At 73.8% G+C, this 17487-nt stretch carries 11 protein-coding genes; 5 read left to right on the top strand and 6 right to left on the bottom strand.

Features of this window, described 5'->3' with window-relative positions; translation table 11 throughout:
- Positions 1-15: 15 nt before the first annotated feature.
- Positions 16-792, top strand: coding sequence for a DsbA family protein (locus OHB09_RS08020; RefSeq protein ID WP_176945091.1), 777 nt, complete (start codon positions 16-18; stop codon positions 790-792).
- Between the two features lie 120 nt (positions 793-912).
- A complete protein-coding gene (gene lgt / locus OHB09_RS08015; protein ID WP_328921777.1) occupies positions 913-2022 on the top strand; it encodes a prolipoprotein diacylglyceryl transferase in 1110 nt (369 codons plus the stop codon).
- Between the two features lie 83 nt (positions 2023-2105).
- On the opposite strand, the gene OHB09_RS08010 is transcribed toward lgt, so the two are convergent.
- The 6 genes from OHB09_RS08010 to OHB09_RS07985 are packed head-to-tail and all read right to left on the bottom strand — an operon-like array spanning position 2106 to position 9637.
- Complete coding sequence (locus OHB09_RS08010) at positions 2106-2954, bottom strand: HpcH/HpaI aldolase/citrate lyase family protein (protein WP_328919066.1); 849 nt, start codon at positions 2952-2954, stop codon at positions 2106-2108.
- A complete protein-coding gene (locus tag OHB09_RS08005; protein ID WP_328921776.1) occupies positions 2951-4177 on the bottom strand; it encodes a CaiB/BaiF CoA transferase family protein in 1227 nt (408 codons plus the stop codon). The genes OHB09_RS08010 and OHB09_RS08005 overlap by 4 nt, the downstream gene beginning before the upstream one ends.
- Positions 4174-5577, bottom strand: coding sequence for an ADP-ribosylglycohydrolase family protein (locus OHB09_RS08000; protein WP_328921775.1), 1404 nt, complete (start codon positions 5575-5577; stop codon positions 4174-4176). Before OHB09_RS08000 ends, OHB09_RS08005 begins: the two co-directional genes overlap by 4 nt.
- Before the next feature lies 1 nt (position 5578).
- On the bottom strand, positions 5579-6736 hold the full coding sequence (locus OHB09_RS07995; protein ID WP_328921774.1) for an ADP-ribosylglycohydrolase family protein: 1158 nt from the start codon (positions 6734-6736) through the stop codon (positions 5579-5581).
- 7 nt (positions 6737-6743) lie between these two features.
- Complete coding sequence (locus OHB09_RS07990; RefSeq protein ID WP_328921773.1) at positions 6744-7880, bottom strand: ADP-ribosylglycohydrolase family protein; 1137 nt, start codon at positions 7878-7880, stop codon at positions 6744-6746.
- Positions 7877-9637 carry an ADP-ribosylglycohydrolase family protein gene (locus tag OHB09_RS07985; RefSeq protein ID WP_328921772.1) on the bottom strand — a complete coding sequence of 587 codons (1761 nt, stop codon included), beginning with the start codon at positions 9635-9637 and terminating at the stop codon, positions 7877-7879. Before OHB09_RS07985 ends, OHB09_RS07990 begins: the two co-directional genes overlap by 4 nt.
- Positions 9638-9934: 297 nt before the next feature.
- On the opposite strand from OHB09_RS07985, the gene OHB09_RS07980 reads away from it, so the two are divergent.
- The 3 genes from OHB09_RS07980 (at position 9935) to OHB09_RS07970 (ending at position 17325) form a co-directional block, all read left to right on the top strand.
- Positions 9935-10666, top strand: a complete 732-nt coding sequence (locus OHB09_RS07980; protein WP_191852853.1) for a VIT1/CCC1 transporter family protein — start codon at positions 9935-9937, stop codon at positions 10664-10666.
- A 679-nt stretch (positions 10667-11345) separates the two neighbouring features.
- Positions 11346-15869, top strand: coding sequence for a glutamate synthase large subunit (gene gltB / locus OHB09_RS07975; protein ID WP_449336655.1), 4524 nt, complete (start codon positions 11346-11348; stop codon positions 15867-15869).
- Positions 15862-17325 carry a glutamate synthase subunit beta gene (locus OHB09_RS07970; RefSeq protein ID WP_006143516.1) on the top strand — a complete coding sequence of 488 codons (1464 nt, stop codon included), beginning with the start codon at positions 15862-15864 and terminating at the stop codon, positions 17323-17325. Before gltB ends, OHB09_RS07970 begins: the two co-directional genes overlap by 8 nt.
- Positions 17326-17487 lie beyond the last annotated feature (162 nt).

Below are 17487 nucleotides of genomic sequence, written 5' to 3'. Positions count from 1 at the left end.
TTCGTTCTGCCGGATGTGAGCGAGAAGAACCGTGAGGGAAAGCGCACAGCCCGGCAGCGGCTGGCGGAGGAGCGCGAGAAGCAGAAGGCCGCCGACAAGCGCCGCCGCGGGCTGATCATCGGGGCCGCGGTGATCGGCGTGCTGGGCCTCGCGGCCGTCGGCGGCGTGCTGGCCGCGAACTCCGGCAAGGAGGACAAGAGCGAGACCTCCGGCCCGGCGGTCGCCCCCTCCGGGGCGGTCGGCAAGGACGCCCTGGCCATCCCCGTCGGCAAGGACTCCGCCAAGGCCAGCCTCGCCGTCTGGGAGGACTTCCGCTGCCCGGCCTGCCAGGCCTTCGAGAAGACCTACCGCGCGACGATCCACGAACTGGTCGACGCCGGACAGCTCAAGGTCCAGTACCACCTGGCCACCCTCATCGACGGCAACACCCGCGGCAGCGGCTCCCGCCACGCGGCGAACGCGGCCGCCTGCGCCCAGGACGCGGGGAAGTTCACCGCCTACCACGACGTGCTCTACGACAACCAGCCGCCGGAGACGGAGGACGCCTTCGCGCAGGACGCCAAGCTGATCGACCTGGCGAAGAAGGTCGACGGGCTCGACACCCCGGCGTTCCGCTCCTGCGTCGAGGACGGCACGCACAACACCTGGGTGGACAAGTCCAACGCCGCCTTCCAGGACGGAGGCTTCGGCGGCACGCCCACCGTGCTCCTCGACGGCAAGAACCTCATCGAGGACCGCTCCATGACCCCGGCGAAGCTCAAGCAGATGGTCGAGGCGGCGAACAGGAAATGACCCGGGCGGGGACGGCGTTCCGGCGCCTGCCGGGGCCCCGGTTACCGGGGCGTACGTTATGGAGCCGTATCCCGTCGGGTTGCCGCGCCACAGGGTCGGCACGGTAGCGTCGACCCTGCCATGTACCTTGCCTATATTCCCAGCCCGTCGCGCGGAGAGCTGCCCCTTGGCCCCATTCCGCTGCGCGGCTACGCGTTCTGCATCATCATCGGCGTCTTCGTGGCCGTCTGGCTCGGCAACAAGCGCTGGATCGCCCGCGGCGGCCGGGCCGGCACGGTGGCCGACATCGCGGTCTGGGCCGTGCCGTTCGGCCTCGTCGGCGGACGGCTCTACCACGTCATCACCGACTACGAGCTGTACTTCAGCGAGGGTCGCGACTGGGTGGACGCCTTCAAGATCTGGCAGGGCGGCCTCGGCATCTGGGGTGCCATCGCCCTCGGCGCGGTCGGCGCCTGGATCGGCTGCCGCCGCCGGGGCATCCCCCTGCCGGCCTACGCCGACGCCATCGCGCCCGGCATCGCCGTCGCACAGGCGCTCGGACGCTGGGGCAACTGGTTCAACCAGGAGCTGTACGGCCGCGAGACCCATCTGCCGTGGGCGTTGCACATCACCTCCGACGAGGGCGGCCGGGTACCGGGCTACTACCACCCGACGTTCCTCTACGAGTCGCTGTGGTGCATCGGCGTCGCCCTGCTGGTCATCTGGGCCGACCGGCGCTTCAAGCTCGGCCACGGCCGGGCCTTCGCCGTGTACGTGGCGGCGTACTGCGTGGGCCGCGCCTGGATCGAGTACATGCGCGTCGACGACGCCCACCACTTCCTCGGTCTGCGGCTCAACGACTGGACCGCGCTGATCGTGTTCCTGCTGGCCGTCGCCTACATCATCGTCTCGGCGAAGAAGCGGCCGGGCCGCGAGGAGATCGTGGAGCCGGAGGCGGACGTGCCCGGCGGGCCGGACGCGGAGGCCGCCTCCCCGGAGGCCGAGGAGCCCGTCGAAGGCGCGAAGGCCGAGGGCACCACGACAGAGGGCGCGAAGGTCGAGGGCGCTAAGACAGAGGGCGCGAAGGCCGAAGACGCGAAGGCCGAAGACGCGAAGGCCGAAGACGCGAAGGCCGAGGGCGCCAAGGCCGAGGACAAGGGGGGTGCCACGGCGGCGCCGAAGGCCGCGGGCGAGGACAAGGCCGCGGCCGGCGCTTCCTCGAAGTCGGCGCCGACGGCCGGGGAGAGCTGAGGCCGCCGACACCGCACTCGGCACGACCGGGGGCGCCGCACGGAACTCGTGCGGCGCCCCCGGCGCGTCCCGTCCCGCCCGGTTCAGCGCCGGCGGCGGGCCAGGGTCAGGGTGCGGTGGGCGACCGCCACCACCGCCGCGTCGATGAAACGCCCGTCGGGCAGGGCCTGGGCACCCGCCGTGGCGGTGGCCGCCCGGGCGATCTGCTCCGCCTCCACGATCTCCTTCGGCGTCGGCAGGTACGCCTGCTCGATGACCGGGAGCTGACGCGGATGGATGGCCGCGCGCCCCAGGAATCCCAGGGCGCGCCCGCGCGTGCAGGACGCGGCCAGCCCCTCCAGGTCCCGGACGTCGGGGAACACCGACTGCGCGGGCGCCGGCAGACCCGCCGCCCGCGCGGCCGCCACCACCCGGGAGCGCGACCAGTCCAGACCCCTGTCCTCCCGCACCCCCAGATCGGCCCGCAGATCGGCCTCGCCCAGCGCGATCCCGCGCAGCGCGGGATGCGCGCACGCGATGGCGAAGGCGTGCTCCACCCCGAGCGCCGATTCCAGCAGGGCGTGCAACGCGACCTCGCCGTCCTGGGCCGCCCGCGCCGGGCCCGTCAGCTCCGCCACCCGCACCACCTCCCGGGGCGAGGTCACCTTCGGCAGCCGGAGCCCCGACAACCCCGGCAGCCCGGACAGCGCCTTGAGATCGCCCTTCACCCAGGGCCCGTCCAGCGCGTTGACCCGTACATGGACCGGCACCGGCTGCCGCTCCCGCAGCCGGTCCGCCGTCGCCGTGCGGGCGTACTCCTTGCGGTCGGGGGCGACCGCGTCCTCCAAGTCGATCAGCACCACGTCCGCCCCCGAGTCCAGCGCCTTGCCCACCACGTCCGGCCGGTCCCCGGGCGCGTACAGCCAGGTCAGCGGCAGGACCTCGGTGATCACACGGCCTCCTCGGCGCGCAGCGCCGCGATCTCGGCGGCCGTGAGGCCCAGCTCACCGAGGACCGCGTCGGTGTCGGCACCGTGCGGCCGTCCCGCCCAGCGGATCGCGCCGGGTGTCGCGGACAGCCGGAACAGCACGTTCTGCATGCGCAGCACGCCCAGCTCGGGGTCCTCGGGGACGGTGGCGAAGGTGCCGAGCGCCTGGTACTGCGGGTCGGTCAGCACCTCCCGCACGTCCTGCACGGGGGCGACGGCCGCCTCCGCCTTCTCGAACTCCGCGAGCACCTCCTCGCGGGTGCGCGCGGCGATCCACCCGCCGACCGCCGCGTCCAGCTCCTCCGCGTGCGCGGCCCGCCCGGCGCCGCTCGTGAACCAGGGCCGGGCGGCGAGGTCGGGGCGGCCGACCAGGTCCATCAGCCGTTCGGCGACCGACTGCGCGGAGGTGGAGACGGCGACCCAGCCGCCGTCGGCGGTGCGGTAGGTGTTGCGGGGCGCGTTGTTGGTGGACCGGTTGCCGGTGCGCGGCTGGACGTAGCCGAGCTGGTCGTACCAGACCGGCTGGGGGCCGAGCACGGTGAGGATCGGCTCGATGATCGCCATGTCGACGACCTGGCCCCGCCCGGTGCGCTCGCGCGCGGCGAGCGCGGTCATCACCGCGTACGCGGTGGTCAGGCCCGCGATGGAGTCGGCGAGACCGAACGGCGGCAGGGTGGGCGGGGCGTCCGGCTCGCCGGTGATCGCGGCGAAGCCGCTCATCGCCTCGGCGAGCGTGCCGAAGCCCGGCCGGTGCGCGTAGGGGCCGAACTGGCCGAAGGCGGTGACCCGGGCCAGCACGAGTCGGGGATTGACGGCGGACAGCTCCTCCCAGCCCAGGTCCCACTTCTCCAGCGTGCCGGGGCGGAAGTTCTCCACGAGCACGTCGGCGTGCGCGGCCAGCCGGAGCAGGACGGACCGGCCGCCCGGCGTGGACAGATCGGCGGTGACGGTCCGTTTGTTGCGGCCGAGCAGCTTCCACCACAGGCCGACCCCGTCCTTGGCGGGGCCGTGGCCGCGGCAGGGGTCCGGCTTGGCCGGGTGCTCGACCTTGACGACCTCCGCGCCGAAGTCGCCGAGCAGGGTGGCGGCGAGGGGGCCCGCGAAGAGGGTGGCCACGTCGAGGACGCGCAGACCGGCCAGCGGCGGGACGGGGGCGGACGGGGGTGCCTGGTCCTGAGGGGCGGTCATGGGCGGTGGATCTCCCGGTGGGTGAGCTGGGCGAGGGTGTCGAAGCCGACGCCGTCGAAGTCGCCGACGGAGGTGGCGAGCCGGTTCTTCAGCGGGGCGGTCCAGTGCTCCGGCAGCGCGGCGGGATCGCCCGCGAGCAGCCCGGCGACGCTGCCGACGGCCGCCCCGTTGGAGTCGGTGTCCCAGCCGCCGGAGACGGCACGGCAGAGGGAGGCGGAGAAGTCGCCGTCCGCGTGGGTGAGGGCGGCGGCGATCAGCGCGGTGTTGGGGACGGAGTGCACCCAGTGGTAGCCGCGGTGCACCTCGTGCAGCCGGTCGACGACCGTGTCGAAGTCCCGCTCCTCCCGCGCCAGTTCGATCGCCTGCCGGACGGCCCGGGCGAGCCGTGAGCGGGGCGGTACGACGCCCAGCCCGGCGGCCAGGCAGTCGTGCACGTCGTGGGTTCCGGTGGCGGCCGTCGCGAGCACGGCGGCGGTGAACATCGCCGCGTAGACCCCGTTCGCGGTGTGCGTGAGGGTGGCGTCGCGGTGCGCCTGGTCGGCGGCGGCCACCGGGTCGCCGGGGTGGGTCCAGCCGTGGACGTCGGCGCGGATGAGGGCGCCGATCCATTCGCGGAACGGGTTGCGGTGGCGGGCGGTGGACGGGGGCTCGATGCCGCACAGGAGGTTGCGGTAGGCGACGCGTTCGGCGGTGAAGGTGCGGCCCGCCGGGAGTTCCTCGAGCCAGAGGCGGGCCACGTCGGCGGTGGTGAACGCGCGGCCGTGGCGCTGGAGCAGGAGCAGGCCCAGGACGGGGTAGTTGAGGTCGTCGTCCTCGGGCATGCCGTCGATGTTCTCGGCGAGGGAGGTGGGGGCGGCGCGGCGGTTCCACGGCGGGGCGGCGGCCAGCTCCGGGGGCAGGCCGCGAGCGGTGAAGTAGCCGGTGAGCGGCCGGTTGCCGGTGGCCGCGGCGACCTCCCGGAGGGTGGCGAGGGGAAGCTTCTCCACCGGCCTGCCGAGGAGGCAGCCCACGGCCCGGCCCAGCCAGGACGCCTCCAGCGCGGCGGGGGAGGGGGCGGTGGGCGCGGACGGCGCGGGGTGCGCGGGCGGCGCGGGGCGCGCGGGGTGCGCGGGCGGTGCCGGGAGGGTGGTGCGGGTGGCCCTGATGGCGGCGAGGTCCGTCGGCTCCTCGTCCGCCAGTCGGCTGGGCAGGTCGGCCAGTTCGTCCAGGAGGTCCTCGGCCAGCAGCCGCAGATAGCGGGAGACGGGCTGCGGGGAGGCGCCCGCCCGTGCCGGGGCCTCGGGGCCGCCCGCCGCCGCCCAGCGGCGCGCGATCGCCTCGGGGCGACGGCCGTCCTGCTCGGCCTGGCGCAGTTCGTGCCCCAGCAGGTCCTCCGGCTGTACCCAGGTGACGCGCAGCATGTCAGCCGACCTCCCCGGCGGCCCCGTCGCGCATCCCCGCGAACGCGGCCTCGTGCGCCCGGCGCCGTGCCACGTCGCGGGCGAACACCTCGCGCGCGACCTCCGCGAGCGTGTGCGCCGGGGCCGTCAGGTCCAGACGGCTCGCCTCGGCGACCGTCTTCGCCCACTCGTCCGGCGCGGGTGAGCCCAGGGCGCCCGCGAGCGCGCCCGCCATGGTCGCGATGGAGTCGCAGTCCCGGCCGTAGTTGACCGAGCCGAGCACCGCGTGCCGGTGGTCGCCGCCGGAGACCACCAGCATCCCCAGTGCCACGGGCAGTTCCTCGATCGCGTGCAGCCGGGAGGGGCGGCGGGCGCCGAGCGAGGGCGCGCGGTATTCGGGGCCGACGGTGTCGTACGGCTCCACCGCCCGCCGCAGCGGGCCCAGCGCCGACTCGAAGTCCGTGTACCGGGCGGCCGTCTCGCACACCGCCTCGATCGCCGACCGCGTGCCGTCCTTCGCCAGCGACAGGCACGCGGCCACCACCGAGTCCGGACTCGCGCCCGGCGCGCAGGCCGCCGCGACCGCCGCCGCGAACACCCCGGCCGCCTCCCTGCCGTAGGAGGACTGGTGGGCGCCCGCCACGTCGAGCGCCTCGGCGTACGCACCCGCCGGGTTGGCCGCGTTGACCAGGCCGACCGGCGCCATGTACATCGCCGCCCCGCAGTTGACGATGTTGCCGTTGCCGGCCTCGCGGGGGTCGACATGGCCGTAGTGCAGGCGGGCCACGAGCCACTTCTCGGCGAGGAAGACGCGTTGCAGCGGCAGCGCCTCGGCCTCCAGTTCCGGGATCCAGCGCGGCTGCCCGATCAGCTCCGGGACCAGGTGCTCGGCGACGTCGTACGCGTCCAAGTGGTCGCGGACCGTGGCATAGACCCGGACCAGCGCATGGGTCAGCAGGGTGTCGTCGGTGACATGGCCGTCGCCCTTGTGGTACGGGGCGAGGGGGCGGGCGGTGCGCCAGCGGTCGCCGTCCCAGGGGCCGACGATGCCGTGGATCCGGCCGCCGTGCCGTTCGGTGATCTGCTCGGGGCTGTACCCCTCGACCGGTCCGCCGAGGGCGTCGCCGACGGCCGCACCGACCAGCGCGCCGGTGATCCGTTCGTCAAGAGTGGGCGTCATGTCCGAATCATCCTCCCGTGCGGGCCGGTTCCGTGGAGGCCAGGAGTTCGGCGAGGTGTACGAGATCGGTGCCGGTGAGACGGGGCAGCGCGCAGCCGGAGAGGGTGCGGCAGGCCTCCCGCCAGGTGTCCGGGATCGCGGCGCCGCCGCCGAGCGCGCCGGTGAGGGCGCCGGCCAGGGCCGGGGCCGAGTCCGCGACCCGGGACAGGCAGGCGGCGGCCGGCACCGCCTCGGCGATCCGCCCGCGGGCCGCCGTCGCCAGGGCGAGCGCGACGGGGACGGTCTCGGCGGCGGCGATGCCGTAGCTGTAGACGTGGTCGACGATCCTGTGCTCCAGGAGCGGGAGCAGGGCGAAGGCACCGGGGCAGCCCTCGGCGAGGTCCAGGGCGTGGCGGGCGTTGCGGCCGATCTCGGTCGTCGCGGGAAGCTCCGTGAGGGCGGCCCCGGCACACGCGGCGACGTCCTCGCCGGCCAGGGCGAGGGACAGCGCGGCGGCCATCGCGCGGGCGCCGTGCACACCGTCCCCGTCCTGGGTGTAGCGGGCGTCGAACTCGGCGAGGTCGGCGGCGCGGCGGGGTGCGCCGGGATGGGCGACGGCCAGCACGCAGGCCCGTACGCAGGCGGCGTCGTCGAAGTAGTGCGGATTGTCGTGGCCGGTCGCGGGCGGGCGCAGTCCGGCCGCGAGGTTGCCGAGGCCGGCCCGTACCGAGATGCGGGCGCGCAGGGGGAGCAGGGCGGACTCGACCTCGGGGGCGCGGTCCGTGGCGGCGGCGACCTCGTCCGCGACGGCGCTCCAGGACAGGTCGATCGCGGCGCGTATGCGGCGGTCGTGGGTGAGGTCGCCGAGGACGGCTCCCTCGCCCGCCCGCAGCACGGCCTCGGCGGTGAAGGCCGCCCACTCGGCGTCGTCGGAGGGCCCGAGGCACAGCGGCTCGGGGGGCTGGTTGAGGGCGATGGGCACGGGCAGGGTGGTGGTCGCGTTCTGCTCGGCGAAGGTGTCGAGCTCGCGGGTCAGCCGCCGGGTCCAGTCCGGCATCCGGGCGGCCCGGTGCCGCGCGGCGGGCCACCCGGCGGCGTCCCCGGCGGCCAGCCCGAGCAGGAGCCCCTCGGTACGGCGCGGGTCACCGTGGACCTCGGCGCTCACGAGCCGGCCTCCTCGTCGGCCGCGGCGAGCACGAGACCCCGGGCCGGGGAGGCGTCCGACACCGGGGGAGCCGCGGCGGTGACGGCGCTTGCGACGGGGGTGCCCCCTGCGAGCGCCCGGGGGGCCTCGACGGCAACGGCGCCCGTGGCGGGGGTGCCCCGTGCGGGGGCTTTCGGGGCCGGGGAGGGGTTCGTAGTTTCCGGGGCCGGGGTGGTGTCCGCGAGGGCGGTGGCCGCCCCCCGGAGCATGGCGCCGCCCGGCACACGGGCGACCGGCCCGGCGGAGGGCGCCGCGACGCGGCCGGCCGTGCCGCGCGCGGGTGGCGCGGCGTCGGCGAGGGTGCCGGGGGCGGGCGGCGCACCCGGCGTGACAGGTGCACCAGCCGTGCCCTGCGCGCCTACCGCGGCCCGCGCGTCTGCCGTGCCGCGCGCCGGCGTCGGGCCGGGCGGTGCGGCGGTGGCGTCGGTGGCGGCGGTGGTGCCGGCCCCGTTGGTCACCGGTGGGGTGGTGGGAGCCGGGCGGGTCGCCGCTGTCACCAGGGCGTCCGCGACCTCCTCCACATGGTGGCCGCGCATCGAGGGCAGGCAGGTGCCGCGGGAGGGGCCGATGGCCGCGGCCCAGTCGGCGGGGATGGCGCCGGCGCCCCCGGTCGCGCCCGCCAGGGCACCGGTCACCGCCGCAGTCGTGTCGGCGTCGCGCCCCATGTTGACGGCCGTGAGCACCGCCTCGCGGAACTCGCCGTCCGCCGCCGCGTAGGCGCCGAAGGCGAGGGCGACCGCCTCGGGGGCCAGGTCGGTCCAGGGGTAGCCGCCGACGACCACCGCGGAGCGGACCGCGCGTTCGCCCCGGTGGGCCGCCGTCACCGCACGGCGCAGGGAGCGGGCGGTCCAGGAGTCCTCGGGGACGACCGCCAGCGCGGAGGCGACCACCGCGCCGACCGGCGCCCCGGCCATCGCCGCCGCGACACCGGCCGCCACCGCCTGGCCGCCGTAGATGCCCTCGCCCTCGTGGCTGACCGAGCCGTCGATCGCGACGAGCCGGGCCGCCTCGGCGGGCCGTCCGGCGGCGAAGACCCCGAACGGCGCCGCCCGCATGGCGAGCCCGTCGCTCCAGGCGTGCCGGTGCTGCGCGGAGATCGGCGCCGCCAGCCCCCGGCGCAGGTTCTCCAGCGTGCCCCGCTCGCTGAACCCGGCGCCGCGGAAGGGGCCCTCGTCGCGGTCGGCGATCCAGTGGTGCCAGGCGGCCTCCACGTGCGCCACGGTGAGCGCCGAGCCGTGCCGGGCCAGCAGCAGCCCGGAGAACATCGCGTACTCGGTGTCGTCCGTGCCGGCCGGGTGGTCGGTGACGTATCCGGTGACGCGGCCCCAACGGGCCCGGATCTCGGAGGGCCTGAGGTTCTCGGCGGGCGCGCCGAGCGCGTCCCCGACGGCCAGCCCGAGCAGCGCGCCCCGGGCCCGGTCGCGCAGGTCCACCGGTGCCGAGGCCGCCGGGTCGTGCCGTCCCTCGGGGGCGGGAGAACGGGGCTCCTCCGACGGCCGGGCCAGGGGCGCGCCGGTGTCCGCGGGATCGCCGGTGTCAGCGGTGTCAGCGGTGTCCGCGGTGTCCGCGGGATCGCGGGTGTCGGTGGTGCGTGCGAGAACGCCGACGTCTACGAGACCGGCGGAATCGGCGGTGTCGGCGGTGTCGCCGGGGTCGATGGCGCCGGCGGGGGGCCGCTCCCGTGTCCGGGCCGGGGGAGTGCGGGCGGGGGAAGCCATGAGCGCCTCTCCTTCCGGGGGCACGGCGTGCGCGCCGCTCCCGCGGTGGGAGCGCGGTCCGTGGACACCCCTGGCGGATCTGTCCCCGAACGGCGGTTCACAAGAGCACGAAGTGCCCTACTGTCACCCGGTCGACCGTCCGGACGTACGATCGAAGGGGGTGCCGCGCACGGCAAAAGCCCAGGTTAGGGCTGCCTTTCCTTGCTGGCGGCCATGGAATCGACGGCGTAACTTAGGTGTTGTCGAAGTATGGATTCAGTCCAGAAAACTTCCCGCGCACACACCTTGGGGGACCGCATGGCCGTCATCGAGACCGGTGCCGCGCTGCACGAGGCGCATCGCGACAACCACACCCACCGCGACGTCAACGGCGGCTGGCTGCGCCCCGCCGTGTTCGGGGCGATGGACGGCCTCGTCTCCAACCTGGCGCTGATGACGGGTGTCGCGGGCGGCGAGCTGAGCCGGTCCACCATCGTGCTCACCGGACTCGCGGGCCTCGCCGCCGGCGCCTTCTCGATGGCGGCCGGCGAGTACACCTCCGTCGCCTCCCAGCGGGAGCTGGTCGAGGCCGAGCTGGACGTCGAGCGGCGCGAGCTGCGCAAGCACCCCAAGGACGAGGAGGCCGAGCTCGCCGCGCTGTACGAGACGCGGGGCGTGGAGCCGGCGCTCGCCCGCGAGGTGGCCCGCCAGCTCTCCAAGGATCCCGAGCAGGCGCTGGAGATCCACGCCCGCGAGGAACTGGGCGTCGACCCCGGTGACCTGCCCTCCCCGCTGGTCGCCGCCGTCTCCTCCTTCGGCTCCTTCGCGCTCGGCGCCTTCCTTCCCGTCCTGCCCTACCTCCTGGGCGCCACGGTGATCTGGCCCGCCGTGCTGCTGGCGCTCATCGGGCTCTTCCTGTGCGGTGCGGTGGTGGCCCGGGTGACCGCGCGCAGCTGGTGGTTCAGCGGTCTGCGGCAGCTCGCGGTGGGCGGCGCGGCGGCCGGTGTGACCTACCTCCTGGGCAGCGTGTTCGGCGGAGTCGTAGGATAAGGTGCGCAGCCTTATGCGGGACTCCGTATAAGTATCACCGCGTGATCATCCCCTGGGGAGCAGCCCTCCGTGGTCCTCCGAAGGGCCGCTACTGTTCGGTAATCCCGGCCGGTTCCGCTGGTTTCGGCGAGTCGGCCACTGGGCATGAGCCGTAAGCGCTGTGGGCAATGAAGCCTGCCGCACCCCGTGGGCCGGGCGGTACCGCCCGCCACACCGGACCGCCGGTCACCGATCTGCCCGTCCCGGTCCGTCCCCTTCCCGGTCGTCGCGCGCGGTACCCCCGCCGCGCTCCCCGGCGACCGCACAACGGATGTCCGCGTGTGTCCACCGGATGTCCCCCGGATGTCCGCATGATGGAACGGAGTATCCGGTTCCCGAGAATCCCTCCATCATGTAATCTGCACGAAATTTTGCGCTCATGTGGACTTGTCCCCGTACGCATGGCGCAGTGCACTTGTCGAAGTGCCGCGGTGTCACCGCGCCGCACTTCCCGCAGAGGGCCAGCGTCGTCCCTCGGCACCCGCCCCTCCCGCACAGGCCGCGATCCGACGGCGGGAGGCGCGTACCCCAGCCACAGACGACGACGGGAGAGCCGATGCGTACGACGCGCCAGCCGTCCCAGCACTCCACGACTGGCCAGAACTGGTCCTTCATGGATGCTCGCCCTGCCGCACAGGGCATGTACGACCCGCGCAACGAGCACGACGCCTGCGGCGTCGGCTTCGTGGCCACGCTCACCGGTGAGGCGAGCCACACGCTGGTCGAGCAGGCGCTCACCGTCCTGCGCAACCTGGAACACCGCGGTGCCACCGGCTCCGAGCCCGACTCGGGCGACGGCGCCGGCATCCTGTCCCAGGTCCCGGACGCCTTCTTCCGCGAGGTGGCCGGATTCGAGCTCCCCGAGGCCGGCGCGTACGCCGTGGGCATCGCCTTCCTGCCCGAGACCGGGACGGCCGAGGCCGTCAACCGCATCGAGGGCATCGCCGCCGAGGAGGGCCTGACCGTCCTCGGCTGGCGCGAGGTGCCGGTCGCCCCCGAACTGCTCGGCTCCACCGCCCGCGCCACGATGCCCGCCTTCCGGCAGGTCTTCGTCGCCGACGGCGCCTCCACCGGCATCGCGCTGGACCGCAAGGCCTTCGCCCTGCGCAAGCGCGCCGAGCGCGAGGCCGGCGTGTACTTCCCCTCGCTGTCCGCGCGGACCATCGTCTACAAGGGCATGCTGACCACCGGCCAGCTCGAGCCCTTCTTCCCGGACCTGTCCGACCGCCGCTTCGGCTCCGCGATCGCGCTGGTGCACTCCCGGTTCTCCACCAACACCTTCCCGAGCTGGCCGCTGGCCCACCCGTACCGCTTCGTCGCGCACAACGGCGAGATCAACACGGTCAAGGGCAACCGCAACTGGATGCGCGCCCGCGAGTCCCAGCTCGCCTCGGACCTGCTCGGCGGCGGCAACGCCGAGGCCCGCGACCTCGAGCGCCTCTTCCCCGTCTGCACCCCGGACGCCTCCGACTCCGCCTCCTTCGACGAGGTCCTGGAGCTCCTGCACCTCGGCGGCCGCTCCCTGCCGCACTCCGTGCTGATGATGATTCCGGAGGCCTGGGAGAACCACGCCTCCATGGACGCCGACCGCCGCGCCTTCTACGCGTACCACTCCACGATGATGGAGCCCTGGGACGGCCCGGCCTGCGTCACCTTCACCGACGGCACCCAGGTCGGCGCGGTCCTCGACCGCAACGGCCTGCGCCCCGGCCGCTACTGGGTCACCGACGACGGCCTCGTCGTCCTCGGCTCGGAGGTCGGCGTCCTCGACATCGACCCCGCCCGGGTGGTCCGCAAGGGCCGCCTCCAGCCGGGCCGCATGTTCCTCGTCGACACCGCCGAGCACCGGATCATCGAGGACGACGAGATCAAGGCGTCCCTCGCCGCCGAGCAGCCCTACGCCGAGTGGCTCCAGGCCGGCGAGATCGAGCTGTCCGACCTGCCCGAGCGCGAGCACATCGTGCACACCCACGCCTCGGTCACCCGCCGCCAGCAGACCTTCGGCTACACCGAGGAAGAACTCCGCGTCATCCTCGCGCCGATGGCCAAGGCCGGCGCCGAGCCGATCGGCTCGATGGGCACCGACAGCCCGATCGCCGCGCTCTCCGAGCGCCCGCGCCTGCTGTTCGACTACTTCACCCAGCTCTTCGCGCAGGTCACCAACCCGCCGCTGGACGCCATCCGCGAGGAACTGGTCACCTCGCTGCGCTCCTCCCTCGGCCCCTCGGGCAACCTGCTGGAGCCCACCGCGGCCTCCTGCCGCAGCGTCACCCTGCCCTTCCCGGTGATCGACAACGACGAGCTGGCCAAGCTCATCCACATCAACGCCGACGGCGACATGCCCGGCATGAAGGCCGCCACCCTCTCCGGACTGTTCCGGGTCTCCGGCGGCGGCGAGGCGCTGGCCGCCCGCCTCGAGGAGATCTGCGCGGAGGCCGACGCCGCCATCGGCAACGGCGCCCACCTGATCGTCCTGTCCGACCGGCACTCCGACGCCGAGCACGCGCCGATCCCCTCGCTGCTGCTCACCTCGGCCGTCCACCATCACCTGATCCGCACCAAGCAGCGCACCCAGGTGGGACTGCTCGTCGAGGCCGGCGACGTCCGCGAGGTGCACCACGTCGCCCTGCTCATCGGCTACGGCGCCGCCGCGGTCAACCCCTACCTGGCGATGGAGTCCGTCGAGGACCTGGTCCGCGCCGGCACCTTCCTGTCCGGCATCGAGACCGAGCAGGCCATCCGCAACCTGATCTACGCCCTCGGCAAGGGCGTCCTGAAGGTCATGTCCAAGATGGGCATCTCCACCGTCGCCTCCTACCGCGGAGCCCAGGTCTTCGAGGCCGTCGGCCTGGACGACTCCTTCGTGGACGCGTACTTCAACGGCACCACCACCAAGATCGGCGGCGTCGGCATCGACGTCATCGCCGAGGAGGTCGCCGCCCGGCACGCCAAGGCCTACCCGGCCACCGGCATCGCCCCCGCGCACCGCGCGCTGGAGATCGGCGGCGAGTACCAGTGGCGCCGCGAGGGCGAGCCCCACCTGTTCGACCCGGAGACGGTCTTCCGCCTCCAGCACTCCACCCGCACCGGCCGCTACGACGTCTTCAAGCAGTACACGGACCGCGTGAACGAGCAGTCCGAGCGCCTGATGACGCTGCGCGGCCTGTTCGGCTTCACCTCCGACCGGAGCCCGATCCCGGTCGAGGAGGTCGAGCCGGCCTCCGAGATCGTCAAGCGGTTCTCCACCGGCGCCATGTCCTACGGCTCCATCTCCCGCGAGGCGCACGAGACGCTCGCCATCGCCATGAACCAGCTCGGCGCCAAGTCGAACACCGGCGAGGGCGGCGAGGACCCGGAGCGCCTGTACGACCCGGCGCGCCGCTCGGCGATCAAGCAGGTCGCCTCCGGCCGCTTCGGCGTCACCAGCGAGTACCTGGTCAACGCGGACGACATCCAGATCAAGATGGCCCAGGGCGCCAAGCCCGGCGAGGGCGGCCAGCTCCCCGGCCACAAGGTGTACCCGTGGGTGGCGAAGACCCGGCACTCGACGCCGGGCGTGGGCCTCATCTCCCCGCCGCCGCACCACGACATCTACTCCATCGAGGACCTCGCCCAGCTCATCCACGACCTGAAGAACGCCAACCCCAAGGCCCGCATCCACGTGAAGCTGGTCTCCGAGGTCGGCGTCGGCACGGTCGCGGCCGGCGTGTCCAAGGCCCACGCGGACGTCGTGCTGATCTCCGGCCACGACGGCGGCACCGGCGCCTCCCCGCTGACCTCGCTCAAGCACGCGGGCGGCCCCTGGGAGCTCGGCCTCGCCGAGACCCAGCAGACCCTGCTGCTCAACGGCCTGCGCGACCGCATCGTCGTGCAGACCGACGGCCAGCTCAAGACCGGCCGCGACGTCGTCATCGCCGCGCTGCTCGGCGCCGAGGAGTTCGGCTTCGCGACCGCCCCGCTCGTCGTCTCCGGCTGCGTCATGATGCGCGTCTGCCACCTGGACACCTGCCCGGTCGGCATCGCCACCCAGAACCCGGTGCTGCGCGAGCGGTTCTCCGGCAAGGCCGAGTACATCGTGAACTTCTTCCGGTTCATCGCGGAGGAGGTCCGCGAGATCCTCGCCGAGCTGGGCTTCCGCTCCATCGAGGAGGCCGTCGGCCACGCCGAGGCCCTCGACGTCACCCGGGCCGTGGACCACTGGAAGGCACAGGGCCTGGACCTGGCCCCGCTGTTCCACGTCCCCGCGCTGCCCGAGGGCGCCGCCCGCCACCGGATCGTCGCCCAGGACCACGGACTGCAGAAGGCCCTCGACAACCAGCTCATCAAGCTGGCCGCCGACGCCCTGTCCGCCGACGCCGCCACCGACGCGGCCCCGGTGCGGGCCCAGGTCGCCATCCGCAACATCAACCGCACGGTCGGCACGATGCTCGGCCACGAGGTGACGAAGAAGTTCGGCGGCGCCGGTCTGCCCGACGACACCATCGACATCACCTTCACCGGCTCCGCGGGCCAGTCCTTCGGCGCCTTCCTGCCGCGCGGCATCACCCTGCGCCTGGAGGGCGACGCCAACGACTACGTCGGCAAGGGCCTGTCCGGCGGCCGCGTGATCGTCCGCCCCGACCGGGGCGCCGACCACCTCGCCGAGTACTCCACCATCGCGGGCAACACCCTCGCCTACGGCGCCACCGGCGGCGAACTGTTCCTGCGCGGCCGCACCGGTGAGCGGTTCTGCGTCCGCAACTCCGGGGCGCTCGTCGTCTCCGAGGGAGTCGGCGACCACGGCTGCGAGTACATGACCGGCGGTCACGCCGTCGTCCTCGGCCCCATCGGGCGCAACTTCGCGGCCGGCATGTCCGGCGGCGTCGCCTACGTCATCGACCTCGACCCGGCCGACGTCAACCCGGGCAACACCGACGCCGTCCAGGCGCTCGACGAGGCCGACCGGCAGTGGCTGCACGAGGTCGTGCGCCGCCACCAGGAGGAGACCGGTTCCACCGTGGCCGCCAAGCTCCTCGCCGAGTGGGACACCGCGGTGACCCGCTTCAGCAAGATCATTCCCAGCACCTACAAGGCCGTGCTCGCCGCCAAGGACGCCGCCGAGCGTGCCGGTCTCTCCGAGAACGAGATCACCGAGAAGATGATGGAGGCGGCGACCAATGGCTGATCCCAAGGGCTTTCTCAACCACGGCCGCGAGGTCGCCCGTTCCCGCCCCGTCGAGGAGCGGGTGCGGGACTGGAACGAGGTCTACGTTCCCGGCTCGCTGCTCCCGATCATCTCCAAGCAGGCCAGCCGCTGCATGGACTGCGGCATCCCGTTCTGCCACAACGGCTGCCCGCTCGGAAACCTGATCCCGGAGTGGAACGACTTCGCCTACCGCGAGGACTGGTCCGCCGCCTCCGAGCGGCTGCACGCCACCAACAACTTCCCGGAGTTCACCGGGCGGCTGTGCCCGGCCCCGTGCGAGGCGGCGTGCGTCCTCGGCATCAACCAGCCGCCGGTCACCATCAAGAACGTCGAGGTCTCCATCATCGACAAGGCGTGGGACACCGGTGACGTCACGCCGCAGATCCCCGAGCGCCTGTCCGGCAAGACCGTCGCCGTGATCGGCTCGGGACCGGCCGGACTGGCCGCCGCCCAGCAGCTCACCCGGGCCGGCCACACCGTCGCCGTCTACGAGCGCGCCGACCGCATCGGCGGCCTGCTCCGCTACGGCATCCCCGAGTTCAAGATGGAGAAGCGGCACATCAACCGCCGCATCGAGCAGATGCGCGCGGAGGGCACCCGCTTCCGCACCGGCGTCGAGGTCGGCCGCGACGTCACGGCGGACGACCTGCGCAAGCGGTACGACGCCGTCGTCATCGCCGCCGGCTCCACCACCGCCCGCGACCTGCCCATCCCGGGCCGGGAACTCAAGGGCGTGCACCAGGCGATGGAGTACCTGCCGCTGTCGAACAAGGTCCAGGAGGGCGACTACGTCACCTCCCCGATCTCCGCCGAGGGCAAGCACGTCGTCGTCATCGGCGGCGGCGACACCGGCGCCGACTGCGTGGGCACCGCCCACCGTCAGGGCGCGGCCTCCGTGACGCAGCTGGAGATCATGCCCCGGCCCGGCGCCGAGCGGAACCCGGTCAGCCAGCCCTGGCCGACCTTCCCGATGCTGTACAAGGTCACCTCCGCGCACGAGGAGGGCGGTGAGCGGCTCTACTCCGTCTCCACCACCCACTTCGAGGGCGACGAGGACGGCAACGTGCAGTGGCTGCACCTGACCGAGGTCGAGTTCGTCGACGGCAGGCTGAACCAGAAGCCGGGCACCGAGCGCAAGATCCCCGCCCAGCTCGTCACCCTCGCCATGGGCTTCACCGGCCCCGACAAGGAGAACGGCCTGGTCGAGCAGTTGGGCCTGGACCTCGACGAGCGCGGCAACATCGCCCGCGACGCCGACTTCCAGACCAACGTGCCCGGTGTGTTCGTCGCCGGTGACGCCGGCCGCGGCCAGTCGCTCATCGTGTGGGCCATCGCCGAGGGCCGCTCCGCGGCACGCGGCGCGGACCGCTTCCTGACCGGCGCGAGCGACCTGCCCGCGCCGATCCGCCCGACGGACCGTTCGCTGACGGTCTGACGCACGCGGAACCGGACGCCCGCCCGCCGGGCGTCCGGCACCGGACCGGCGACCCGCCGCGACCGGGCCGGAAGGCCCGGCGGTAAGGTCGTCGCACACACGTCCCGTACAACGGCGTACGGGCGGGACATCCGGGTGAACCAGTTCCCCCGGGCCCCCCGA

It is taken from the genome of Streptomyces griseoaurantiacus (assembly GCF_036189845.1).
GTDB classification, from domain to species: Bacteria; Actinomycetota; Actinomycetes; order Streptomycetales; family Streptomycetaceae; genus Streptomyces; species Streptomyces griseoaurantiacus.
The sequence above is the reverse complement of the archived record's forward strand: the minus strand, read 5'-3'. Positions and strand labels throughout refer to the sequence as shown.